This window comes from Lonepinella sp. BR2474, assembly GCF_051851555.1.
Classification (GTDB): domain Bacteria; phylum Pseudomonadota; class Gammaproteobacteria; order Enterobacterales; family Pasteurellaceae; genus Lonepinella.
Genome location: NZ_JBPDVH010000002.1, coordinates 427,574 through 452,975 on the forward strand (window position 1 = coordinate 427,574; position 25,402 = coordinate 452,975).

Below are 25,402 nucleotides of genomic sequence, written 5' to 3' on the forward strand. Positions count from 1 at the left end.
TTCCTTTGTACGTGAAATTTTTCAAATTTCTGGCTAACTTACTACGAAATCAAAAAATTTCAAGTTAAAATTGATTTGTTCGACCAGTGCCAAAATTTTGGCTATTATAACAAAATAACAGATTGCAAAAAAGGAATAAAACCATGCTACAAGTGAAATCCGCAGAAATTCATTTTAATCAAGAGAATACGCCAGTTTCTCAACAATTTGATGATGTGTATTTTTGTAATCAAGACGGCATGGCAGAAAGTGATTACGTCTTTGTGCAAGGCAATCAACTTTGGCAACGTTGGCTTAAATATAAACAAGCCCATTTTGTGATCGCTGAAACAGGCTTTGGTACAGGGTTAAATTTCTTTATTACCACCGCACTTTTTCGCCAATTTAGAGCCGAAAATCCGCAATCTCCGTTAAAACGACTGTTTTTTATTTCCTTTGAAAAATACCCGATTCCCATTGAATCCTTAAAACAGGCTCATCAAGCCTACGCTCAATTTGCCCATCTCACGCAATCTTTACAAGAGAAATGGCTTGAACCGATCACAGGTTGCCAACGTTTTCATTTTGACGAAACGACCTTAGATCTCTGGTTTGGCGACATTAACGAACAACTTCCGCAACTCGGTGATTATATGCAAAACCGCATTGACGCTTGGTTTTTAGATGGCTTTGCACCGAGCAAGAATCCAGATATGTGGAATAATCAACTTTACGATCAACTATATCGTTACACCAAACACAACGGCACATTTGCCACATTCACCGCTGCAAGTGCGGTGCGAAAAGGCTTAGAAAATGCCGGTTTTGCGGTAGAAAAACGCAAAGGATTTGGCAAAAAACGAGAATGTTTGCATGGTCAAAAACTCACCAAAAATACACCGCACTTTGCTTTTCCTTGGTATCACTGGCAAACCGCCCAATTTGAACAACAAGCGGAAATTGCGATTATCGGCGGTGGCATTGCCTCACTTTTTACCGCACTTGCCCTGTTGCAACGTGGAGCAAAAGTCACGCTTTATTGTGAAGATGAACAACCTGCCTTAAACGCCTCAGGCAACAAACAAGGGGCATTTTATCCGCAATTAAGTGATGATGATATTCGCAATATTCGTTTCTATATTCATGCCTTTGCTTATGGTCAACAGCAACTCAGATGGGCAATCAAACAAGGCATTGAATTTGAACACCAATTTTGTGGGGTGGCATTGTGTGGTTATGATCAAAAAAGTGCGGTGAAATTAGATAAAATTTCGCAATATCAATGGCACAACAGTCTTTATCAACCGCTTAACCAACAACAATTATCGGATATTGTCGGCTTGCCACTACCCTGTGGCGGAGGTTTTATTCCACAAGGTGCGTGGCTCAATCCTCGCCAATTTGTGCAAAACACCTTTGCTTATTTGCAAGCATTAGGCTTAACCCTAAAAACATCGCAAAAAATCACCGCACTTCAGCGACAAGAAGATAGTTGGCTGTTAACCAATCAACAGAGTGAACAGTTTCCACATCAAATTGTGATCCTTGCCAACGGTCATCAACTCAGTCAATTTGAGCAAACCCAACCCTTGCCAACTTACCCTGTACGTGGACAAGTGAGCCAAATTCCGACTAGCGAGAATTTACTGAAACTCAACACCGTACTTTGTTATGACGGCTATTTAACGCCAGTGGATCAATCGAAAATGAGCCACTGTATCGGTGCAAGCCACGTTAGGGATAATGCCACTCGCCATTTTAGCCGAGAAGAACAGCAACAAAACCAACAAAAAATTCAACAAAACATTGGTGAAGATTGGACAAAAGAAGTGAATACTTCAAGTAATATTGCAAGAGTGGGCGTTCGTTGTGCCATACGAGATCGCATGCCGTTAGTTGGTAACGTACCCAATTTTGAGCAACAACGTATTGATTACAAAAATATCTACAACCTACGCCGCCGCAGACAACCCATTCCACAAGCAGCTAACTACCCAAATTTGTACCTCATTGGTGCATTAGGATCTCGAGGATTAACCTCCGCCCCTTTACTCGGCGAACTATTGGGTTCATTAATTTACGGCGAACCTTTGCCGTTAAGTGAAGATATTTTGCATAATTTGGTGGGAAATCGAAGTTGGTTAAGGAAGTTGTTGAAAGGGGGTGTGGTGTGAAAAATCGTGGCGATCACCTCGCCACGATGTCTTTCTTCAAGATAAAATGTGTTATTTCAGCAACCGCTCCACCAGTGCTGTATACATATTCACGCCAGTTTCTAATTGATTTTCATCAAAATCAAACTCGGCCTCATGATGACCCGCAGTACGATCTGCACCCAAGATAAAATAAATGGCTTTACCACCCTGATCTTGCACCCGTCTACCTAAAATTGTGGCATCTTCGCTGGCGTTAAAAGCATAATCTACGATTTCATTCACTTGCGGTTGTTGTAAAGCGATTTCACTGACTAAATCCACCAGTTCTTTGTCATTGAGCATATCCACCGCTTCGCCCATGATTTCCGTTTCATATTCCACATCAAAACTGATAGCGATACCCTTGGCGATTTGCATCACTTGATCCACCATATATTGGTTAATCTCTTTATTTTCTCCCCGCACTTCAAGCTGAATTTCCGCTTTGCTTGGCACAACATTCCGTCCCTCGCCTGCGTTTAACACGCCAACGTTGATACGGGTCATACCGCCCCCATGGCGAGCAATGCCGTGTAATTGTGTCACCGCATGAGCTGCCGCTAACAAGGCATTTTTTCCTAAATGCGGTGCTGCACCTGCGTGAGCGGGTTTGCCACGATAGCGAATATCAATTTTGGTGGTAGAGAGGAAATTTTTTAAATCAGGAATTACTGTCCCACTAAAGGCACAGAAACTAATATGTGAGCTAGCAAAATAATCGGCATCATCAATGGCCCCACTGGCAGCAATGGCAGCCGCACCTCGCACGCCTTCTTCCGCAGGTTGGAACACAATTTTGACTTTGCCCGTGTATTTATCTTTGTTTTGTGATAACCATAATGCTGTGCCTAAGCCAATAGTAATGTGTCCATCATGTCCGCAAGCGTGCATAAAGCCATCATTGATAGAGGCAAATCCGAGTTGATTTGGAATATGATTTTCCGCTTTGGTTTCCCCCACGTTGACACAATCAATATCAAAACGTAACGCTACGGTTTTCCCCGCTTTGCCTGAATCAAAAATCGCCACACAACCCGTGTAGCCGTCCATTTTATCTAGCCATTTTTGTTTTGCACCATAGGCAAGGGCGTTTTGAATACCTTTTTCTACCACTTTTTGATTACGACCCCGCACAAAATCAGGGTTGATAATTTGTTTACCAAATAAAAGTTCTGCCCCCATTTCCTCTAAATAATCCGCAATACGGCTCGTTGTCCAAAATTCACTCCAACCTGTTTCGGGAAAACGATGAAATTCACGTCGCCATTGGGTTAATTGATTTAAATTTGCCATAATGATATTCCTTAAAAAGTCTGAAAAAACACACCGCAGTTTTGGAAAAATTAATCAAAGTGCGGTGTTTTTTGCATAAGTTTTATAACATAAACAACGCCAAGAACAAGGTTGCAACAATCATACCTGGTGCAGTACGTTTCACCATTTCCACAGGGCTAACCATAGCCAATCCTGCACAAACAATGGTCACGCCTGCAATAGGTGACGCAGTACGACCAATGGCTCCAGCAATAGCCGCCGCCATACCTAAATTCACATGGGTATAGCCTAATTCTACGGCATGCGGTGTCACGGCTGTATTAAAGGCAATCGCTGCCGCATCACCTGACCCTGTGACTACACCCATTAAGAATGGACCGATAGTAGACCCCCAACGCACAAATTCGTTAGAATGTTTTAAAAAGTCAATAGCAGAATCCACTGCACCTGTGGCTTTTAAACCCGCAACAAATACGCTAGCCGCAATAATAATACCTAACACATTGGCATAGGAATTACCCATCCCATTGAAAAATTCTTCGGTGATTTTAATCGGTGAAATCCGTGTAACCACTAAAGCATAAATGGCCCCAATTAACATGGCTTGTGGCACACCCATTTTGGTCCACTCTAAACCTGAAACCTGTTGCAGTGAAGTCCCACCAATCACCAAAATGACTAGAGGAACTAACGGCGCAAGGGCATACAATAGATTCACTTTCTCAAAATGCGATTCTGTTTCTTGATTTTCTTGGAGATAAGCATCACGATGTTGTTGTCCGTAATCTTTAAATACTAGTGCTAAAATCGTCAATACCAATGCACCAATCGCACCTGTGATAAAAGTATAGGGTGCATGAGAAAGGTTGACTTCTGTAATGGTTAAGCCCGACATTTCTGCAATCATAGCAGAGTGAGAAGACCCTGGACTCATCATGGAACCAAATGTCCCTGCTAAAATTGCCGCCCCTGCGGTGGCGGGACGTACACCCGCACTTTTTAACACGGGAATTAAGGTTGCGCCTACTGCCGCCGCACAGCCCGCTGCAGAGGGAATGGCGATATTAATAAAGAACGTAATAATTGTCGCAATCGGAATTAAAAAGAATTTTAAACCGCTTAAAGGTTTGGTGAGTAAATGCACTAAATGACTATCGCATTTAGTAAATTTCATCACATAAGCAAAACCCATACTAGAACAGATCGCCATAATCAAACCGCCCGAAGTCATGGATTTAGCAAAGGCATCCAACGCCTCCATTGGTTTGAACGTTAAAATTGCCATAATCAACCCCACGCCAATTAACACGGTGCGGGTTTCATATTTTTTGATTAAAAAGTAGATAGTAGCAATAATACCTAAAATTGCGATAATAGAATTGAATTGAGCCATAATTATTCCTTAAAAAATATTTACTCATCGGATAAATCAGCGCTATTATGTAATGTAATTTCGTAAATGGAAAGGATCAATTTTAATTTTTTGATCGCACTCGCAAAAAATAATTACAGATTGCAACTATCAGCCGTGGCAATGAACTATTCCCTTAAAATTTAAACAGATGACTTAACGAAGTTCCTCTCCGCCTGATCGAATATATTTTGCATAATCTTTTTTCCCTATGCTAAAATACCCTACGATTTTTATTGTTATTAAGGGGATTTCATTATGCAAGCGACCTTACAAGATATTTTGGACACGGTAAAATCGAATGCTCTCACCTACCATCAAAAATTGATGTGTTTAGGCAATATTGCAGAGCGTTTATTTAATCCGACTGAATTATTGGGTTACACCGAAGAAGAATGGCAATATATTGAAAATCAAATGATTTGTGATTTGAATGAGGGGTATGCCATTTATCGCCCACGTTATATTTTGCCTGATTATAACGTTTATATTCAAAAAGGCTGTAAATTCCTTGATTTACCACCACCGACCAACTTAGATGAAGCCCTTGACGGCTTATTAATTCTCTATTCTCACGTTCCCTCTATTACCACTTATCCTGTTTATATCGGTCGTCTTGATGTGTTGTTGGATCCGTTTATTACGGATGAAAAACAAGATTATATTAAAATTAAACGGTTCTTAAATCATATTGATAAAACCATTCCTGACTCGTTCTGCCACGCTAATGTAGGTCCTTACGACACCAAAGCGGGGCGGTTGATTTTGCAAGCGGTGATTGAGCTTGAAAATCCAACACCGAATATGAGTATTCGTTATGATAAAAACAAAACGTCTCGGGAATTTGCCGAATTGGCCGCTAAAGCCTGTTTGTTAGTGTCTAAACCGTCCTTTGCCAATGACGCTTATTATATTGCCGATCTTGGTGAAGAATATGGTATCGCCAGTTGTTATAATGCCTTGCCAGAATGTGGTGGTGCTTATACATTAACCCGTTTGCGTTTAGGTACCATTGGGCGTGCTTGTCAAAGCGTAGATGAAATGGTCAGTGAATTATTGCCGAAAGTGGCTAAACTTGCCCTTTCCACCATGGACAAACGGCATAAATTCTTGGTGGAACAAAGCAATTTCTTTGAAACCGATTTCTTGGTCAAAGAGGGCTTTATTAAACGCACCAATTTCACCAGTATGATTGCCATTGTTGGGCTTGCGGATGCCACTAATCACTTGCTCAAAAAAGAGGGCTTAAACGAAACCTTTGGACAAAGTCAGCGTGGTGATGAAATTGCTACCTTAATAATGGACAAACTCAAAGAAGTCAATGATGCACACAAAGGCTTGTATGTGGAACGCACCAATAATCAATACTTGTTGCATGCGCAAGTGGGTGCGAGTAATCACGCCGAAGATAAAACCAACACGCCGGCACACCGTATTCGGGTGGGCGAAGAACCAACGTTATTAGCCCATTTAAAACAATCTGCCCCATTCCATAAATATTTCCCCTCTGGTACGGGCGATCTGTTTGCCTTTGACCAAACCTATACGGATCATTTGGATGCGGTGGTGGATATTATTGATGGCTCCTTTGCTAGCGGTTATCGCTACATCACGACCTATTTGAAAAACACCGATCTTATTCGGGTAACAGGTTATTTAGTCAAGAAAAGCGAAGTCGAACGTTATCGCAAAGGCGAGGCCGTGTTGCGAGATACCACTTGGTACGGTTCAGGCACGGATGATTGTGCCAACGTCTTTGATCGTCAGTTGCGTGATGAAGATGATGTAAATGCTTGATGAGATGGATCTTTCGACAATACAGGTGCCATTACACCGCATTATTCCCTTTTCCAATGTGGAGGGGCAAGGTAATCGCACCAGTATTTTTTTGCAAGGATGCAAGCTGAATTGTTTATATTGCCACAATCCCGAAACTATTCCCCGTTATACTGACGAGGCCAAGCAAGTCAGCCTACAATATTTGTATGAGCAAGCCATGTCGGCGGTGCCATTTATTCGGGGGGTGACGGTGTCGGGTGGCGAACCAACGATTCATCATAAAAAATTGGTGCCCTTATTTCAGGCATTAAGAAAGCAAGGTTTAACTTGTTATTTGGACAGCAGCGGTTTTTTTGACTATGAGGTAATTGAACCGCTGATTGAGGTAACGGACAAATTTCTATTTGACTTAAAAGGTGATGGCGAGGGATTGCAAACGTTGTGTTTTGATCGTAAAAATCAACAAGGCAAAGTGCCCGAACAGATTATTCCGACCATTGCCCATATTAAGCCCGAAAATCTCGCCCGAAATTTGCAAAATTTAGCCAAATTATTGCCCCTTGGCAAAGTGGAAGAAGTGCGGTTAGTTTTTGTAACAACATTTTTTGATGCGCACCAACTGATTGAAAAAGTAGCTAAATTACTAGAACCTTATCCCGACGTACTGTTAAAAATTATTCGGGTACATACCAAAGGGACAAGGGATGAACAAGGTTTAACGCCGTTTGTTCCCACCATTGAACAAACGGACGAATTAGCGGCTTTTGCTAAACAATGTGGCATTCAAAAAATAACAACGATTTATTAATTTAAAAAGGGATTAAAATATGGAAATATTCATGAGTATTATCGGCATTGTGGTGTTGTTAGCCATTGGGATTCTGCTTTCTAATAACAAACGCGCCATTAATTACCGCACTGTGCTAGGCGCATTGGCCATTCAGATTGGTTTTGCCGCCTTAATTCTTTATGTGCCTGCTGGACGTGACGCCTTAATCGGCACGGCCAATGCCGTATCAAAAGTGATTGATTACGGCAACGAGGGGATCGCCTTTGTATTCGGTAACCTTGCCGATCCTAAAAGCATTGGCTTTATCTTTGCGGTGAAAGTGTTGCCCGTGATTATTTTCTTTTCTGCCTTAATTTCCGTACTCTATTATATCGGCATTATGCAGTGGGTAATCCGCATTTTAGGCGGTGGCTTACAAAAAGCACTCGGTACCTCAAAAGCGGAATCCATGTCAGCAGCGGCCAATATTTTTGTGGGACAAACCGAGGCACCATTGGTCGTTCGCCCTTATGTCAGCAGAATGACCGAATCCGAATTATTTGCCATTATGGTGGGCGGTACCGCCTCCATTGCAGGCTCCGTATTGGCGGGTTATGCCGGTATGGGCGTGCCATTAACCTACTTGATTGCCGGTTCCTTTATGGCTGCCCCCGCAGGTTTGGTATTCGCCAAATTAATGTATCCACAAACCGAAAAATTTAACGATTCATTGGATAACGTGGAAGATAAAGAACAACCCCATAATGTAGTTGAGGCGCTCGCCAATGGTGCAAGCTCAGGTTTAATGCTTGCGCTGAATGTCGGTGCAATGTTAATCGCCTTTATTGCCGTAATCGCTTTATTAAATGGCTTGATTGGTTGGATCGGCGGTTGGTTTGGCATGGAGGAGCTGACCTTACAAATTTTATTTGGTTATTTATTTAAACCTTTGGCATATCTAATCGGCGTGCCTTGGGCCGATTCCGACATTGCGGGGCAAATGATCGGCATGAAATTAGCCGTCAACGAATTTGTGGGCTATTTTGAATTTGCTAAATATCTGCAACCGGATGCGGTGGTGCAACTCAGTGATAAAACCAAAGCCATTATCACTTTTGCATTATGCGGTTTCTCTAACTTTGGGGCCATTGCAATTCTGATTGGCGGTATCGGCAGTATGGCACCTAATCGCCGTTCGGATATTGCCCGTCTTGGCTTAAAATCCGTGATTGCAGGCACCTTGGCGAATTTAATGAGCGCCACGATTGCGGGGTTATTTATTGGATTGAGTGGTGTGGCATTGAGTTAAATAAATTCCACGTCTAATCTCTATACAATGATAACAAAAGTGAATCCTTTCTAGCTACTGGCTTGGGGTTCACCTTTTGTATTATCAATAATCCCCTCCATCATTATCATAAATGAATAAAAAATATATCATTTATATCTCTATCAATCACTGACCAGCAGACTAAACTAACTGTTCAAGACTTCACCATTTAATAATTCACTGGCTTGACTTTTTATTTTTTTTTTTACAATAGGTAAGTTTTCTTTTCAATCTACGTATCTCACTAAGGATTTTTTATGAAACCATTCCTCAAATGTTCAGCCCTTTCTTTCATTATGTGTTTTTCTGCCAACATCTCTGCTACCCCATCCAATGCTTATCAACAAGGAATGATAAAAGGATATTTAGCAGAAACGCTTAACATGGCCAATCAACACGCAACCTCTAATCAACAAATTTTATCTGTTAAACAATTTACCCCCTATCTTTCTGATGATTTAAAAGCCACCTTGAAAAAAGGCGCAAAATATCAAGGTTATGATCCTGAATTTAATCAATATTCCAGTTGTGATTTTTACCCTTTAAATAATCGTAAAGATGTCTTCACCTTTTTATTTCCAGCCGCTTATTATTGGCAAGATTATTCCAGTAATGAAATTGAAAAAATTAAAAGCACGTTAAAGATAAGTAGCGCACCCAATAACGTGGTGATTGCCAAATTCTTTGACGCCGTCAATCAGGAAAATGTCTCGGTAAAATATCAGCTCAAATGCACCGACACTCAATGTTTTATTGATGATGTCAATAACTTTAAAGCTGCAGTGAATGCTTGTATTAAAGATAAATCCACCCGTAGAAAAAAATAAGGAGTTTAAAATGAAAAAATATGCTTTACTCATGTTAATGCCGTTCGCATTAACCGGCTGTGCAGAACTCGATCAATTTGTGGAAAATCTCAACCCAACCACCACTGAACCCGTCAGCCAACCAACAGCAGCCACCACTACAACCTCAACCAAGACGGCAAGTAGCCATGCAAAATTAAGCAAAGGTGAACAATATTTGCTAGATTTTGCACAGGGCAAACCGGTGAAAAAATCTTTAATATTGAAAAGTTATAAACAGTATCAAGGAATGGATTTGGATTCACACAAAGCGTATTATGGAAAAGCGAATGCGGTTTTAGAAAATAAGAATAATGCGATCAAATTAAACATAGAAAATAATGCTGAAACATCCTATTATAAATTTAACATCAATCAAAAGTTAATATATCTCGGCTTAAAGTCGATTAAAATAACTAAAACATTAGATGCCAAAGATTTTTGCACTATGGAGGATAGAGATAATGCACCTATGGCAGGAATATCTGGTTACGATGATCTCACTATTTACCATTTACAATTATCAAATGAAAAATTATATCTAATTCTTAATACACATGCAAACGGAAGCATTGCTGAGCCGAGTCATTTCTATCACTTCATCACAACGGCACCCAATGTGAAAAAATGTAGTGATTTCATTCAATATGAAGAAGATGATTTCACCACACTTTAGCCACGGATTCCCGCATAACAAGACTGGGTTCCAACATTAAAGTGCGGTAATTTTTATCCGCATTTTTTATCCGTTGTAACAACGTATCCACAGCCATTTCTGCCAAGCGATTTTTGGGCTGATGAATGGTGGTGAGCGGTGGGCTGAGATATTGGGCAAGGGCGATATTGTCATAACCGATAATCGACATATCTTGTGGCACGGATAAACCCTGTCGCCATAAGGATTGATAAGCACCTAGGGCAATGGTATCACTACAACAAAACACAGCCGTTGGGCGTTCGTTTTGGTTAAGTAACTGTTCCATTCCCCAAATACCGCCATTAAAATTAAAATGGCTTTCGATAATCCATTGCTCATTGATTGCCAAATTATTCTCTTTTAACGCCTGTTTAAAGCCTTTTAAACGGTTTTGTGCCAACGGCTTTTTTAGGCTCCCTGTGATAATGCCAATTTTTTGATGATGATGTTCAATTAAGGTTTTTGTCGCCAAATAGCCACCAAGTTCAGAATTTTCCACGATTTTATCGGCACAAACTTTAGTTGGCCACCAGTCCATAATCACGCAAGGCAAGGTTAAATTTAAGGGTTTAGCTTGTAAGTTCTGAAAATGGCTTTCAGTACACATTAACAATAAACCATCTACTTGCTTTTGAATAAGTGTTTGGATATTTTTTTCTAGGCGTTGTGGATCATCATCAGTATTGCATAAAATCAGATTGTAATTCAATCGATTACAATAACGCTCTACATTCGCCACCACTTCAGCAAAGAATGGGTTATCACTGGTAGTGACGAGCATGCCAATGGTGCGAGTTTCTTTGACTTTTAGGCTACGAGCAAGGGCTGACGGTTTGTAATTCAGATCGTTTACCACCGCCATTATTTTAGATCGCATTGCTGGACTGACATTGGGGGCATTGTTAATAACCAGCGACACCGTGGAGATGGAAACCTGTGCAAGCCGTGCAATGTCTTTCATTGTTGCCATAATGTTGAAACCTTAATAATCGTGGGGTGTATTGTAGGGGCGTATTGCATACGCCCAAAAACAGATCGAGCATAAGGGCGTATGCAATACGCTCCTACAATATATCAATGTGCGGTTAAAAAATCCAACGTTTCTTTTCTGCTCGGAATAGACGGCTGCGCCCCTTCTCGGGTTACACTAATCGCCGCTGCTGCGTGAGCAAAACGAATGGCATCTTGTAACGGTTTGCCGTCTAATAAGGCAATTAAAAATGCACCATTAAACGTATCCCCTGCAGCGGTGGTGTCAACGGCTTTTACTCTAAATCCTGCTACAATTTCTTGTTGTCCTTGGTGACTTACAAACACGCCCTTTGAACCCAGTGTAATCAACACAGTTTCAATACCTTTTTGATGAAAAACTGCCGCCGATTTCACCGCACTTTCAAGGTCAGTAACTTTCACCCCAGTCAAAATTTCTGCTTCGGTTTCGTTGGGAGTGATCATTGCAAGATTTTCTAATAATTCATCAGGCAATTTTTGTGCAGGTGCAGGGTTTAACACCACTTTTACACCGTTATTTTTAGCAATTTTAGTGGCTTTGATGATGGCGGTCAATGGCGTTTCTAATTGCATTAATAATATATCCGCTTGCTCAATTTGAGTTCGGCTTTGCTCGACAATATTTTCATCTAAACAACCATTCGCTCCAGCAGAAATCACAATACTGTTTTCGCCACTACTTGCCACTTGAATCATCGCAATCCCTGTAGTTTGGTTGGTGATTTGATGAACAAATTGAGTGTTAATGCCGTCCTGCTCAAAGGCATTTTTCATTGTGCGACCAATGTCATCATCACCAATACAGCCGATAAAATTCACTTGGGTATGTTCATCACTTAACCTTGCTGCCGCCACCGCTTGATTCGCCCCCTTGCCACCGTAGGCGATGTGGTAGTGATGTCCTGTGAGTGTTTCACCTGGTTTGGCGAAATGGGGAACGGAAATGACGTGATCGGCGTTGATACTGCCCAGAATGGTGAGTGTTTTGCTCATAATATTTTCCATTGTAGGGGCGTATTGCATACGCCCAAAAATGTTAGTTTATATCAAAGGGTTATTAGGGCGTATGCAATACGCCCCTACGGTTTATGGTATTATTTCGTGACCACTTTCAAATCCACTGGAATTTTCGTTTCCACTTTTTCGCCTTTCAACACTTTGTCAGCAGTTTCTACGCCTAGGCTGCCGATTAATTCAGGTTGTTGAGCCACGGTGGCGGCAAGTTTTCCACTTTCTACGGCTTTCACGCCGTCATCCGTGCCATCAAAACCCACCACTAACACCTTTTTATTCGCCGCACTAATGGCACGCAATGCCCCTAATGCCATTTCGTCATTTTGAGCGAAGACGGCCTGCACGCTGCCTTTGGATTGCAGTAAGTTTTCCATTACATTCAAGCCTTTGGTGCGGTCAAAATCCGCGGGTTGGCTGGCGAGTACGTCAAATTGATGTGCAAGAATGGCTTGTTTAAAGCCTTCGCCCCGTTCACGAGCGGCGGATGTGCCTGCGGTGCCTTCCAGTTGAATAATTTTCACGCCGTTGCCCAGTTTTTCGGCAATGAAATCTCCTGCCATTTTGCCACCTGCCACGTTGTCGGAGGCAATATGGCTCACTACTTCGCCTTTTGCCGCACTGCGGTCAAGGGTGATCACGGGGATTTTATTACGATTGGCAATCGCCACCGCATTGCCTACGGCTTCGCTGTCGGTTGGGTTGATGAGCAGCACTTTTGCCCCACGCACCATTAAATCTTCCACATTGGAAAGCTCTTTGGCTGGGTCGTTTTGCGAATCCAACACCACTAATTTGTAGCCCAATTCTTCGGCTTTTTTCTCCGCCCCTTGTTTTAACGACACAAAGAACGGATTATCCAGCGTGGACACGGTCAACGCAATAGTATCTTGTGCCAAGGCTACGCCGCATACGCCACTGAGTAATAAGGCTGATGCTAATGTGGTTAATTTTTTCATAGTGAAATCTCCTATTAATTTACGCTTTTTTAGTACCCAAATAGTTATCCGCTAAAACCGCCACGAGAATAACCAACGCTTTTGCTATCATTTGATAGTAAGATGAAATATCTAATAAATTCAGTGCATTATTTAAAAATCCAATAATCAACGCCCCGATCAGTGTCCCCATTACACGCCCTTTACCACCCATTAGGCTAGTGCCACCGACCACCACGGCGGCAATGGCATCTAATTCATAAGAAACGCCTGCGGTCGGTTGAGCAGAAGAAAGACGAGCCGTGACAATCAAACCCGCCAAGGCAGATAAGAAACCACTTACTGCAAACACAAACACTTTGATTTTATTCACATTAATGCCTGATAATTGGGTAGCCGCTTCATTGCCCCCTAAAGCATAAATATAGCGTCCGATTTGGGTGTGTTTTAGCACATACCACGCCACCAAAAACACAATCGCCATTAACCAAATGGGAAATGGAATCCCGAATAAATAGCCTGTGCCGAGATAAGCAAAGCTGTCTGCGGTATCGGAAAAGCCTGTGCTAATGGGGCGACCATCGGTGTAAACCATTGTTACGCCACGCAATAAGGTCATCGTCACTAGTGTCGCGATAAAAGATTGCACTTTGCCTTTTGCCACGATCACGCCACTGATTGAACCGAGCAATGTACCTAATAAAAGCGTGGCTGGCACCACCAATAAGATCGGATATTCCGCTCCCACCAGACTGGCGGCTATCGCCCCTGTTAAGGCTAAAATGGAACCCACCGACAGATCGATCCCTGCAATTAAAATTACAAAGGTCATTCCCACGGCGATCACAGCGTTGACCGATGTTTGGCGTAAAATATTCAAGATGTTATCTAGGCTGAAAAAATCAGGATTAATCGCCGATACAATGGCGATTAACACCAATAACGCCACGATAGACCGCTGTTCTAGCAAAAATTTGCCGAATTGAAATGTATTTTTTTCCGTTGTCATTGTTATTCTCCTTGCTTACCAATCGCCGCCGCTAATAATTTTTCTTGGGTCGCTTGCGTGCGTGAAAATTCGCCGCTAATTTTGCCTTCTCGCATCACTAAAATCCGATCCGACATTCCCAACACTTCGGGCATTTCGCTAGACACTAAAATAATGCTCAAGCCTTCTTGTTTGAATTTATTGATCAGCTGATAAATTTCCTTTTTCGCCCCCACGTCCACGCCCCTTGTGGGTTCGTCTAAAATCAGCACATCAGGGCGAGTCATTAAGCCTTTGGCAATCGCCACTTTTTGTTGATTACCGCCTGACAGCAAGCCCACAGACTGATCAGAACTCGGCGTTTTCACATTAAACAGATCAATAAAATCCGTCACCACCATTTGCTCCGCTTTGTGGTTAATCCGCCCCAGTTTAGCGAAATGATCGAGAGCGGTGAGCGACATATTTTCTTTCACTGACATCCCTAAAATTAAACCGTCCCCCTTGCGATCTTCGGAAATATATACAATGCCGTGCTTAAGTCCGTCTTGTGGGCAATCGATAGAAATTTCTTGATTATTTAACCGCACTTTTCCGCTCGTTTTTGGCAACGCCCCATAAATCACTTTCATTAATTCGGTACGCCCCGCCCCCATTAAACCAGACACGCCCAAAATCTCGCCTTTGTGTAACTGAAAACTCACATCGTTTATGCCACTGCCCGAAAGTCCGTCAACTTCCAACCGCACTTCGCCCACTTGCTGTTCAATATGCGGATATTGTTCTTCCAGTTTCCGTCCCACCATCATTTCAATCAGACGATCTTCATTAAGCTCTGCGACCGTTTTTTCACCGATAAATTGACCATCTCTCAGCACGGTCACATCATCGCAAATCTCAAAAATTTCTTTAATACGGTGTGAAATATACACAATACCCCGATTTTCCGCTTTGAGTTCCCGAATCACTTTGAAAAGAGCTTCGGTTTCCGTATCCGTCAAGGAATCAGTGGGTTCGTCCATAATAATCACTTTGGATTCAAAACTCAGAGCTTTAGCTATTTCCACCATTTGTTGCTCGCCAATGGACAACTCACCACAACGCTGTTGGCTGCTGTGTGGAACGTTCAAACGAGCTAATAATTTGTCGGCTTCGGCATACATTCTCGCCCAATCAATCGCTCCCCAAGGCTTGGTAAACTCACGCCCGAGAAAAATATTTTCCGCAATGGTCAAATTGCCGACTAAATTTAATTCTTGATGAATAATACTAATCCCCGATTCCTGCGACTGTTTCGGGTTTTTGAAATTAACTTCACGCCCGAGATAGGCAATCGTGCCTTTATCTTTGCTATAAATTCCCGTTAGCACTTTCATCAAGGTCGATTTGCCAGCCCCATTTTCACCCATTAATGCCATTGCACGCCCTGCATACACAGACAAACAAGCATTAGACAAGGCTTTCACTCCAGGGAAAGATTTATCAATACCTGTAATCTTTAATAAAGGATCGTTTCTCATACTTTCCCCTTAAAACGGCACACCCGAATACAAAATCACATTAGCATAAGGGGAACATTCCCCCGTACGAACAATGGCTTTATTGCTATGGGTCAGTTCTTTAAAAATCTCGTGAGCCACGTATTGAATGTGAATTTGATTGCCTTGTTGGCTTTCAAGCTGTTGCAAACGACTTAAAAGTGCGGTGTAAATTTCAGGATTTTTTGATTTTATTTCTTCAGCGATCACGGCTCGCTCTACAAACATTTCCGTAACTACGACATTAAATGTCTGCAAAAAACTTGGTACACCAACAGTCAACGCCAAATCAATACGTTCCACTGTTTCAGGAATTGGTAAACCTGCATCGCAAATGGTGATTCCATCTGTATGCCCTAATGTGGCAATGCAATGAGAAAGTTGAGCGTTGAGTAAGGTTGTTTTTTTCATTGTTATTTTCCCCTAAACTTACTTATCGAAACGTTTCGATTTAAATTTAACAAGACGATACAAGAAAAAATAAAAGAAAAAAAGTATTTTTTGTTGAAATTGTGAACTGGATCACAAAAAAAATCTTATCACGTAACAGAATGCATTGATGACAAATTTCTTATGCCAATAAGGATCGGCTAGATTAAAAAATCACCATGGTTTTCTCGCCATGGTGATTCCCTCATTCAGTTACCATTGATAACGATAGGTCGCTTGTGCAGACCAAGGTTGTTTGATGTGTTTACCGTAGGCATTATTCGCTTGAATACTAAAGCTATGGTTACCCCCTGATAAACTTAAACCAACGGCGGTTTCCACTCTACCACCAAGGCGGGCAATATCAAAACCTTGTTGACCCAATGTCACTTTATTATGGTTAAATTTATCATAAACCCCGTTCACTTCGGCAAATGGTTTTAACGTCAAGCGACTGGTTTGAATACCTTTCGCTAAACGTACACCTGCTTTGCTATGCAATACATTTAAGCGATCTTCATATTTGTTACCAGAAATAGTTGACCAACCTAATTGTACTTGTGGTGTTACTGACCATTGATTGGCAAAACTAAATTCTCGACCAACTTCAGTGGAAACAGTGTAAGCATTATAATGATATGTCACATCTTTTTTGCTGGTTCCACCCGCATTAAACTCGGAGCGTAAACGAGAGTATTTGGCAATACCATCCAAATAGAAGCCATTATCATTCAAATAGCTCGCATAAAGTGCAACCGCTTTTGAATATAATTTGGCATCGCTATAGGATCCGTCAAAATCCATTTTAGCGGCAGTAGCACTAACAAATCCACCAAGACGTACATTATCTGTCACACTTGTCTCTGCACCGAGTTGTAAATTGTAGGTATCCAATGTACCTCCAGAAGTTTTACTTTGTGAAGATACAGATTGCTCATCAAATTTTTGAGTTTGATTGACGCTACGTGTCCATACACTGGTTGATTTGCCATGTCTTACATCGCCTAAACGCTGGTGAATACCGGCTAACTCCGTATCTAATATTGCTACTTGTGCAGCACGTAAAGATGCCAAATTATTGGCTGTGTCATTCAGTTCTAACATAGGCTTGGATTCAACCTTTGGTACAACATTTGGTAATACTTGGGGTTGTTCCACTTTAGGCATTTCCTCAGGTTGTTCCATTTTAGGCATTTCCTCAGGTTGTTCCACTTTAGGCATTTCCTCAGGTTGTTCCACTTTAGGCATTTCCTCAGGTTGTTCCACTTTAGGTGTTTCCTCAGGTTGTTCCATTTTAGGCATTTCCTCAGGTTGTTCCATTTTAGGCATTTCCTCAGGTTGTTCCACTTTAGGAATTTCCTCAGGTTGTTCCATTTTAGGCGTTTCCTCAGGTTGTTCCACTTTAGGTGTTTCCTCAGGTTGTTCCATTTTAGGCGTTTCCTCAGGTTGTTCCATTTTAGGCGTTTCCTCAGGTTGTTCTACTTTCGGCACCTCTTTCGGCTTATTAAAATCTGGATCACTTTCCTGTTGACCGTTATTATCTAATTGATTGGTCAACTCCCATATTTTAGTCTGAGCAATAATTTTGTCATGTAAACGATAACGATAGCCGCCAGCATTAACATATTGATTTTCACCGCCCAATGTTACACGTAATTGATTGGATAGGTCCGCAGATTCTAATAATGTCACCTGTTGTGCGGTCGGATTCTCAAATTGTTGATGTTCACTCTGATCGGTAACAAAAAAAGTCGCACTGCTTTTATCATTCATCGGGCCCGATAGGATGACTTTATCACTTTGATTTTTCGAGATATCTGAATTCACGTGGAAGTGATGTGCGCCATTGTAGGTACCCGTTATCGTTAGAGTACTGAATTTATCTGGCTGATCCTCAAAATAAATATGCGATGCCTCTCCAACAGAGGATAAATTATGTACAATAGAATTTGAGGTCACTTTCCATGTCGCATCAAGCAATTGAATATCCACCCAACTATTTGGTTGTTGTAAACCACCAATTAAGATGGAGCGATCTAAACTAATGGCGGTCAAAATATCGCTTTTAACATCATTCGGATCATTGATTTTCACTAGCTGATCGTCAACTTGCAAGGTACTATCCAACAGGTTTAAGGTCATTCGCCCCTCGGCATCCATCCATTGAATACCTTGTGTAGCATGAATATTGCTTTGTTCAAATTGCAAATCATGATTATGCGGAACCTTAACGGTTTCTCCCTTTAGTCCCCCTGTGTCGATATGAACAAATAATCCCTCTTGACCCTGAATATTTTTTGCTGTGACATTTTTCGCCACCAATTTAGAATCGTCTTTTAATGAAAATAACGTCGATTTATTACCCGTTGCATTCAATGTCACCTGATCAAATATGGCATAATTTTTAGCCAATACTACCACGGCACTTTGATCTGCGCGATTAGTAAAAGAGGAATTTAGCACCTCTGAAGCCGGATCATTACCATTAAAGCGATTTTTAAGTTCCAATGCGCCAAGTAATCCTTGAGGTTGATTATCTGAAGATTTAGTTGAAACATTGACATTCGCATGATTGATCGTCACATTCGAGTTATCAAATAATAAACTGAAATAACTGGCTGGATTCGTGGCGTTGAGCATTAACCCATTAATAGTGACATTACTATCACTCACATGGATCGCCCCATTTTGTTTTTCTGAATGGGAAATCGAAATATTACTTAATGTTGCATGAGTGACATTAGCGAGGCTAAGAGAACTTAGCGCACCTCTATCCTTGATATGTACATCTTTTAAGGTGTAAGTTGGTCTATTCATAATAGGTTGGGGATCCACTTCTGAGGCCTCTGCCTGCACAGATTGGATCACAGCACAATTCGCCATTAAAGCCAGTGTTAACGCCGAATATTTGAAATAAGTGATTTTCATTGTATTCTCCTTAATAAAAAAATCAAATCTCATTATAAACTGCGGGCAATATAATATTTCCTTAAAAACTCTATTTCAAGTGGAAATTACAATATTTTGTATCAAAAATAAAATTTAGCACAGGATTTAATATTTTGTTGATTTTTATCAAAGAGGATGACCAATAGGTCTTGACAGTATTATTTCACTGAACCGTTTTAGCTATTTTTTTTCAGAGCATTTCTATTAACCCATAAAAAAATGGGCAATGATTTTACGCATTACCCATTGATTTTCTATCTGGCTCTATTTAAAAAACACTCTCGCATTTCTAAATAACCGCATCCACGCCCCGTCTTCGTTCCAGTCTTCTGGATACCAAGAGTTGCTCACTGCACGGAATACCCGCTCTGGGTGTGGCATCATAATTGCCACTCGTCCATTGTTGTTTGATAGTGCCGTAATGCCCTCGACTGAACCATTCGGATTGGCTGGGTACATTTCGGTAGGTTGAATATTGTTATCTACATATTGAGCAATAATTAACCCTTGTTCACGTAACCCTTGTAATTGATTTTCGTGTTTAAATTCCACTCGCCCCTCACCGTGCGACACGGCAATCGGCATGTGTGAACCAGCCATACCAGCAAACCAAGGGGAATGGTTTTCATTAATACGAACCAACGCGGCACGAGCTTCAAAACGTTCAGACGTGTTACGCACGAAACGAGGCCAATTTTCTGTACCAGAGATAATTTCAGCAAGATTAGAAATCATTTGGCAACCGTTACAAATACCAAGAGCTAAAGTATCTTCACGTTCAAAGAACGCTTGGAATTGGTCACGAAGTGCGGTGTTAAATAGGATAGATTTTGCCCAGCCACCGCCTGCACCGAGAACATCACCATAAGAGAACCCACCACAAGCCACTAACGCATTGAAATCTTTGAGATTGTGGCGTGCATTATGCAGATCGCTCATGTGTACATCAATGGTCGCAAAGCCTGCACGATCAAAGGCGGCTGCCATTTCAACATGGCTATTCACCCCTTGTTCACGCAAAATTGCAATACGTGGTTTTAGTCCTTTCGCAATATAAGGTGCCGCCACATCTTTATTAACATCATAGCTTAAATGGGCTGAGAATCCTTTATCATCGGCATTTTTCTTGGCTGCAAATTCTTGATCCGCACATTCAGGGTTATCACGTAAACGTTGCATTTGGTGGGTTAATTCTGCCCAAACCCCACGCAATTCGGAGCGTTTTTCACTAAGTAATAGTTTATTACCACGGTAAATCTCAAATTCATCATTTTCTGTCACATAGCCCAGTTCTTTGGTTAGATGAAGTAGCCCGTGTTGGTTTAACACATCACGTACGGCATTAAGCTCACTTTCTCGCACTTGAATAACCGCACCAAGTTCTTCATTAAATAGCACGCTAAGATCGTTATCGCCTAAAGTGCTAATATGCACTGATACACCACAATGTCCTGCGAACGCCATTTCAGCCAAAGTGACAATTAAACCACCGTCTGAACGGTCATGATAGGCTAACAAGTTACCCTTTTGAACCAGAGTTTGCATCGCATTAAAGAAGTTTTTCAATAAGCTCACATTGACTACGTCCGCTGGTTTGTCGCCTAATTGTTTATAAACTTGTGCTAATGCCGTTGCACCAAGGCGATTTTTCCCTTCACCTAAGTCAATTAACAATAAACGAGTTACCCCTTGATCAGTACGTAATTGTGGGGTCACGGTTTTGCGTACATCTTCCACTCTAGCAAAGGCAGAAATCACCAACGATAACGGAGCGGTGACAGATTTTTGTTCGCCGTCTTCCTGCCAAGTGGTTTTCATTGACATGGAGTCTTTGCCCACAGGAATGGTTAAGCCTAAAGCAGGGCAAAGTTCTTCACCCACGGCTTTGACTGCTTGATATAAACCTGCATCTTCGCCTTTGTGTCCTGCCGCTGACATCCAGTTGGCAGAGAGTTTAATGCGTTTAATATCGCCGATATTGGTGGCAGCGATATTGGTGATACTTTCCGCTACAGCTAAACGAGCTGAAGCGGCAAAATCTAATAAGGCAACAGGCGCACGTTCGCCAATGGTCATGGCCTCGCCATGATAGCTGTCTAAAGAGGCGGTAGTGACTGCTACATCAGACACAGGGATTTGCCACGGGCCGACCATTTGATCACGAGCCACCATTCCTGTTACAGAGCGGTCGCCAATGGTGATTAAGAACGTTTTTTCTGCCACTACTGGTAAACGCAACACACGATGTAAAGCCTCTTTTAAGGCAATGCCCTGTTGAGAAACTGGTAAATTTTGCACCGCACTTGATTGTACATTGCGGGTCATTTTCGGGGTTTTTCCCAATAACACATTCATTGGTAAATCAATCGGTTTGTTGCCAAAATGGCTGTCATTAAGCGTTAAATGGAGTTCCTCAGTAGCCTCACCAATCACCGCATAAGGCGCTCTCTCACGCTGACAAAGTTCTTCAAATAACGGTAATTTTTCAGGCGACACCGCTAAGACATAGCGTTCTTGCGATTCGTTACACCAAATTTCTAATGGCGACATACCACGTTCATCACTGAGAATTTTACGTAATTCAAAATTACCACCACGACCGCCGTCGTGAACCAATTCAGGCATGGCATTAGACAAACCGCCAGCTCCCACGTCATGAATAAATAAAATCGGGTTGTCCGTGCCTAACTGCCAACAACGGTCAATCACTTCCTGACAACGGCGTTCCATTTCGGGATTATCCCGTTGTACGGAGGCAAAATCTAAATCTTCTTTGGATTTACCTGATGCCATAGAAGATGCCGCACCGCCACCTAAACCGATATTCATGGCAGGACCGCCCAACACAATTAATTTTGAACCAACGGCAATCTTGCCTTTTTGCACATGTTCGGCACGGATATTTCCGATCCCGCCTGCCAACATAATCGGCTTGTGATAGCCTCGCACTTCTTCACCCGCAAAACTGTTCACTTTTTCTTCATAGGTACGGAAATAGCCTAATAAGGCAGGGCGACCAAATTCATTGTTAAATGCTGCACCGCCTAAAGGTCCATCAATCATAATATCTAACGCCGAGGCAATACGATTTGGTTTGGATAACGGATTTTCCCAAGGTTGCTCAAAACCTGGGATCGCTAAGTTAGATACGGAAAAACCCACTAACCCTGCTTTTGGTTTGGCACCCCGTCCCGTCGCCCCTTCATCACGAATTTCACCGCCCGAACCTGTTGCCGCCCCTGGGAATGGTGAAATGGCGGTTGGGTGGTTGTGGGTTTCCACTTTCATCAAAATATGAGCATCTTCATTGTGATAGCGATATTGCCCGTCTGCGTCTGGGAAGAAACGCCCGACTTTTGAGCCGTTCATCACCGCCGCATTGTCTTTGTAAGCGGACAGCACATAATCAGGGGTTTTCTCAAAGGTATTTTTGATCATTTTAAACAAGGATTTTTCTTGTTTTTCACCATCAATCACCCAATCCGCATTAAAGATTTTATGGCGGCAATGTTCCGAGTTGGCTTGTGCGAACATATACAATTCAATGTCCACGGGGTTACGCCCAAGTGCGGTGAAATTTTCCACTAAATAATCAATTTCATCTTCCGCCAACGCCAAGCCTAAATTGACGTTAGCCTGTTCTAACGCCTTGCGACCACCGCTCAAAATATCCACTGAGGTAAAGGCTTTTGGCTCTTGCTGTTCAAATAATTTTGCCGCTTCGGCAGGATCACGCACCACATTTTCCATCATTCGGTCGTGAATATGGGAACGCAATTTTGCCTGTTCATCTTCCGTTAAAACACGTTCAAACTCAAAATAAAACGCCAAACCACGCTCCAACCGCAACACTTTATCTAAACCGCAGTTATGCGCAATATCGGTGGCTTTAGATGACCAAGATGAAATCGTGCCAACCCGAGGAATCACCACAAAACACTCACCCTGCGGTTCATGTTGTGCCAAGGTTGGACCGTAATGCAACAATTCTTCTAATTCTTTGCTTTCTTCTACACTTAATGCTGATGTTAAATTGGCAAAATGCACATATTCCGCATAGCAGGATTTAACAGGTAAACTGGCTTTTTGAAAACGAGCCGCTAGTTGATTTAAACGGAATTCAGATAAGGCTGGAGAGCCACGGAAAATTTGCAACATTATGTTTTCCTTTGAGTGAGAGATGGAATGAATAAAAAACTCGCCTATTATAAAGGAAAAAATGGTTTAACGAAAACGTTTGCGTCGGAATTTTGCGATAAAAAATACATCCAAAGCATATATAAAATAAAGTGCGGTGAAAAAATCCAATATTTTCGACCGCACTCTCATTGAATCAGGGGTTAACGCGCTGAATTACCATTGATAACCCATACCAATACCGGCGCCTACATCCCCTTGTGTATTGGCGTTACCTTGGAATTTCAGGATCACTTTACCACTATCCGAGGCTCGAGAATACCCCACCGCCACAGCACCTTGTCCTTTGAACGTTCCTGTCGACGCTGCCACCATAGATTTACCTGCCGTGTAAACTTGTGGTAAAGCGGCTGCAGCATTGGAACCTGCAAGCCCAGCTCTTGATTCTTTGCCAACTCGATTGATGCGGCTACCCAGTCTTTGCTCCGTGCCTTTTAATTGTGACACATTCACCGCATCTTTATCATTGATCCCCGAGGCTACCCCAGAAATACGTCCTCCATTATTGATCGTAATATTGCCAGCGCTCACTTGTTCTGCTTGAATTTGTTCCGCTTTCACTTGTTTTACATCAATATTTTCATCTAGGCCGTAAGTGATCGTATTGGTAGCAGTATCAATGTTAGCAACCAGATTTTTACCGGCCACATAATTCATTGTGGTACCCGCTTTCACCTTAGTTGAACCCGCTGTTGCTGTCACTTGCTGGTCAGAGTTGGCCACATTAACCTTATGATAAGCACCATTGATCATCTCCACCACATTGCCAGCCGTCACGGTCAGATTTTCATTCGCTTTATTTTTAGCCTCAATTTCTTCTGGTGTGCCTTCAGTTTCACGTTTTATTCTTACCGTGCCATCTAAGTCATTCCCATCTTCACCAATTACCCCTTCTGGTAATTCCAAGGTTGCATCTAACACTTTGAAAGAGAATTTACCAGGATCATTTTCATCTTGCGTAATCGCTACCCCACGACCCGCATCAAAGGTCAATGCCGTGCCTGCGGTCACATTTTTAGCCCCTTGACTTTCGACAATACCCTCCGATTCCGTGGCACTCACTGTGAAATAAGCACTATTAATGGCTCCTGCAATTTGTTCACCCGTCAAGAAGTTATGAGATGAACTTTCCACCTTGCCATCTTTTGTGACGGTATCCAATGCGTTGGTAATATCACCAACTAAATCTTCACGTTTCACCTCCACATTGATGGTACGCACACCTGCCGTATCCGTGGAACCCGTCACGTTCGCCACACCAGAGCCAGTGAAGTTCACTTCATTCGCATTTTTAACCACATCACGGTAACCATCTTCCGCAGAAACAACCCAGCCCATATTTTGTAAATCACCGACCGTCGCTGCAGAATTTGGATTCACCGTTGTTTCAGTCAAATTTACCAGTTCTGTTGGGGCGCTAGCCGTTGAGCTGTCTGCATCAGGGTTTGTTGCTACTGTTTGAAGATTAAGGTTAGAACTCACATTGGTGATCTTATCTCCCCCAACATCCAAACCTTTTTCAGTAGAGGTTAAAATCGTTTTATTTTTTTCATCCCCTAATTTAAGGCTTTCTGTCACATTAGCATGCTTCACGCTGATATTTTCTGCTAAACCATAGGTGACATTCGTCACACCATCGGTTTCTGTCGAAATATTCGCAACTAGATTCTTACCTGCCACATAGTTAACACTGTCGCCCGCATTGATTTGCTGTACACTCCCACCTGCAACGGTTTGCTCACTATCTTGTGCAACATTAATGTTGTGATAAGCATCATTAATCGCATGAGCAACATCTTCCGCCGTGGTTAAGGCTTTTGCATCATTCCCCGTCGGAATATCCGTTTTTCCGTTGTTGGTCGTTAAATCCGTGGTCACTGCAACCAACTGCTCACCCTCAACTTTGATGGTCGTATCATCCACGTTCACATCAAAGGTGATATCTTTGTTATCCGTCATTCTCGCTGTAGTCGCCATGCCATTCACAAAACCAATATCTCGGTTACTTTGGTCTACAGTTTCTACCGCTTGGCCATTGACCGAGGTCGTGAAGTTTTGTAC

17 protein-coding genes are annotated in these 25,402 nt (G+C 42.1%); 6 read left to right on the forward strand and 11 right to left on the reverse strand.

Going from position 1 to position 25,402, the window contains the following annotated elements:
- Positions 1–143 precede the first annotated feature (143 nt).
- Positions 144–2,153 (forward strand): bifunctional tRNA (5-methylaminomethyl-2-thiouridine)(34)-methyltransferase MnmD/FAD-dependent 5-carboxymethylaminomethyl-2-thiouridine(34) oxidoreductase MnmC, encoded by a 2,010-nt coding sequence (gene mnmC / locus ACTG7Q_RS04950; protein WP_439241475.1) that lies wholly within the window; start codon positions 144–146, stop codon positions 2,151–2,153.
- Positions 2,154–2,204: 51 nt separating this feature from the next.
- On the opposite strand, the gene ACTG7Q_RS04955 is transcribed toward mnmC, so the two are convergent.
- A complete protein-coding gene (locus ACTG7Q_RS04955) occupies positions 2,205–3,467 on the reverse strand; it encodes a M20 family metallo-hydrolase (RefSeq protein ID WP_439241477.1) in 1,263 nt (420 codons plus the stop codon).
- 82 nt (positions 3,468–3,549) lie between these two features.
- Positions 3,550–4,842, reverse strand: coding sequence for a C4-dicarboxylate transporter DcuC (gene dcuC, locus ACTG7Q_RS04960; protein WP_439241479.1), 1,293 nt, complete (start codon positions 4,840–4,842; stop codon positions 3,550–3,552).
- A 276-nt stretch (positions 4,843–5,118) separates the two neighbouring features.
- On the opposite strand from dcuC, the gene ACTG7Q_RS04965 reads away from it, so the two are divergent.
- The 5 genes from ACTG7Q_RS04965 to ACTG7Q_RS04985 all read left to right on the forward strand — a co-directional run bounded on the left by ACTG7Q_RS04965 (position 5,119) and on the right by ACTG7Q_RS04985 (position 10,259).
- Positions 5,119–6,657: a YjjI family glycine radical enzyme gene (locus ACTG7Q_RS04965; RefSeq protein ID WP_439241481.1), complete on the forward strand. Its 1,539-nt coding sequence runs from the start codon at positions 5,119–5,121 to the stop codon at positions 6,655–6,657.
- 4 nt (positions 6,658–6,661) lie between these two features.
- A complete protein-coding gene (locus ACTG7Q_RS04970) occupies positions 6,662–7,447 on the forward strand; it encodes a radical SAM protein (RefSeq protein ID WP_439241530.1) in 786 nt (261 codons plus the stop codon).
- A 19-nt stretch (positions 7,448–7,466) separates the two neighbouring features.
- Positions 7,467–8,717 (forward strand): NupC/NupG family nucleoside CNT transporter, encoded by a 1,251-nt coding sequence (locus ACTG7Q_RS04975; RefSeq protein WP_439241483.1) that lies wholly within the window; start codon positions 7,467–7,469, stop codon positions 8,715–8,717.
- Positions 8,718–8,995: 278 nt separating this feature from the next.
- The gene (locus ACTG7Q_RS04980; RefSeq protein ID WP_439241484.1) at positions 8,996–9,565 is read left to right on the forward strand and encodes a hypothetical protein; all 570 of its coding nucleotides are present in this window, start codon (positions 8,996–8,998) and stop codon (positions 9,563–9,565) included.
- A gap of 10 nt (positions 9,566–9,575) precedes the next feature.
- Positions 9,576–10,259 carry a hypothetical protein gene (locus tag ACTG7Q_RS04985; RefSeq protein WP_439241486.1) on the forward strand — a complete coding sequence of 228 codons (684 nt, stop codon included), beginning with the start codon at positions 9,576–9,578 and terminating at the stop codon, positions 10,257–10,259.
- On the opposite strand, the gene ACTG7Q_RS04990 is transcribed toward ACTG7Q_RS04985, so the two are convergent.
- The 9 genes from ACTG7Q_RS04990 to ACTG7Q_RS05030 form a co-directional block, all read right to left on the reverse strand.
- Positions 10,246–11,250 carry a substrate-binding domain-containing protein gene (locus tag ACTG7Q_RS04990; protein WP_439241488.1) on the reverse strand — a complete coding sequence of 335 codons (1,005 nt, stop codon included), beginning with the start codon at positions 11,248–11,250 and terminating at the stop codon, positions 10,246–10,248. The genes ACTG7Q_RS04985 and ACTG7Q_RS04990 overlap by 14 nt on opposite strands.
- A gap of 104 nt (positions 11,251–11,354) precedes the next feature.
- A complete protein-coding gene (rbsK, locus tag ACTG7Q_RS04995) occupies positions 11,355–12,284 on the reverse strand; it encodes a ribokinase (protein ID WP_439241490.1) in 930 nt (309 codons plus the stop codon).
- 101 nt (positions 12,285–12,385) lie between these two features.
- Positions 12,386–13,261: a ribose ABC transporter substrate-binding protein RbsB gene (gene rbsB, locus ACTG7Q_RS05000; RefSeq protein ID WP_439241492.1), complete on the reverse strand. Its 876-nt coding sequence runs from the start codon at positions 13,259–13,261 to the stop codon at positions 12,386–12,388.
- Positions 13,262–13,280: 19 nt separating this feature from the next.
- The gene (gene rbsC / locus ACTG7Q_RS05005; protein ID WP_439241494.1) at positions 13,281–14,249 is read right to left on the reverse strand and encodes a ribose ABC transporter permease; all 969 of its coding nucleotides are present in this window, start codon (positions 14,247–14,249) and stop codon (positions 13,281–13,283) included.
- A 2-nt stretch (positions 14,250–14,251) separates the two neighbouring features.
- The gene (rbsA, locus tag ACTG7Q_RS05010; protein WP_439241496.1) at positions 14,252–15,748 is read right to left on the reverse strand and encodes a ribose ABC transporter ATP-binding protein RbsA; all 1,497 of its coding nucleotides are present in this window, start codon (positions 15,746–15,748) and stop codon (positions 14,252–14,254) included.
- Between the two features lie 9 nt (positions 15,749–15,757).
- Positions 15,758–16,177, reverse strand: a complete 420-nt coding sequence (gene rbsD, locus ACTG7Q_RS05015; RefSeq protein ID WP_439241498.1) for a D-ribose pyranase — start codon at positions 16,175–16,177, stop codon at positions 15,758–15,760.
- A gap of 231 nt (positions 16,178–16,408) precedes the next feature.
- Complete coding sequence (locus tag ACTG7Q_RS05020; RefSeq protein ID WP_439241500.1) at positions 16,409–19,123, reverse strand: autotransporter outer membrane beta-barrel domain-containing protein; 2,715 nt, start codon at positions 19,121–19,123, stop codon at positions 16,409–16,411.
- 285 nt (positions 19,124–19,408) lie between these two features.
- On the reverse strand, positions 19,409–23,302 hold the full coding sequence (gene purL / locus ACTG7Q_RS05025; protein WP_439241502.1) for a phosphoribosylformylglycinamidine synthase: 3,894 nt from the start codon (positions 23,300–23,302) through the stop codon (positions 19,409–19,411).
- Positions 23,303–23,497: 195 nt separating this feature from the next.
- Positions 23,498–25,402, reverse strand: a 1,905-nt coding sequence (locus ACTG7Q_RS05030) for a YadA family autotransporter adhesin (protein WP_439241504.1), incomplete at its 5' end; no start/stop codon positions are given.

Coding starts and splice junctions, on each gene's coding strand:
- ACTG7Q_RS04955 (WP_439241477.1), bottom strand. CDS start 3,467: ATGGCAAATTTAAATCAATTAACCCAATGGCGACGTGAATTTCATCGT.
- mnmC (WP_439241475.1), top strand. CDS start 144: ATGCTACAAGTGAAATCCGCAGAAATTCATTTTAATCAAGAGAATACG.
- ACTG7Q_RS04965 (WP_439241481.1), top strand. CDS start 5,119: ATGCAAGCGACCTTACAAGATATTTTGGACACGGTAAAATCGAATGCT.
- rbsA (WP_439241496.1), bottom strand. CDS start 15,748: ATGAGAAACGATCCTTTATTAAAGATTACAGGTATTGATAAATCTTTC.
- ACTG7Q_RS04970 (WP_439241530.1), top strand. CDS start 6,662: ATGGATCTTTCGACAATACAGGTGCCATTACACCGCATTATTCCCTTT.
- rbsB (WP_439241492.1), bottom strand. CDS start 13,261: ATGAAAAAATTAACCACATTAGCATCAGCCTTATTACTCAGTGGCGTA.
- rbsK (WP_439241490.1), bottom strand. CDS start 12,284: ATGAGCAAAACACTCACCATTCTGGGCAGTATCAACGCCGATCACGTC.
- rbsC (WP_439241494.1), bottom strand. CDS start 14,249: ATGACAACGGAAAAAAATACATTTCAATTCGGCAAATTTTTGCTAGAA.
- ACTG7Q_RS04975 (WP_439241483.1), top strand. CDS start 7,467: ATGGAAATATTCATGAGTATTATCGGCATTGTGGTGTTGTTAGCCATT.
- dcuC (WP_439241479.1), bottom strand. CDS start 4,842: ATGGCTCAATTCAATTCTATTATCGCAATTTTAGGTATTATTGCTACT.
- ACTG7Q_RS04990 (WP_439241488.1), bottom strand. CDS start 11,250: ATGGCAACAATGAAAGACATTGCACGGCTTGCACAGGTTTCCATCTCC.
- ACTG7Q_RS04985 (WP_439241486.1), top strand. CDS start 9,576: ATGAAAAAATATGCTTTACTCATGTTAATGCCGTTCGCATTAACCGGC.
- ACTG7Q_RS05020 (WP_439241500.1), bottom strand. CDS start 19,123: ATGAAAATCACTTATTTCAAATATTCGGCGTTAACACTGGCTTTAATG.
- rbsD (WP_439241498.1), bottom strand. CDS start 16,177: ATGAAAAAAACAACCTTACTCAACGCTCAACTTTCTCATTGCATTGCC.
- purL (WP_439241502.1), bottom strand. CDS start 23,302: ATGTTGCAAATTTTCCGTGGCTCTCCAGCCTTATCTGAATTCCGTTTA.
- ACTG7Q_RS04980 (WP_439241484.1), top strand. CDS start 8,996: ATGAAACCATTCCTCAAATGTTCAGCCCTTTCTTTCATTATGTGTTTT.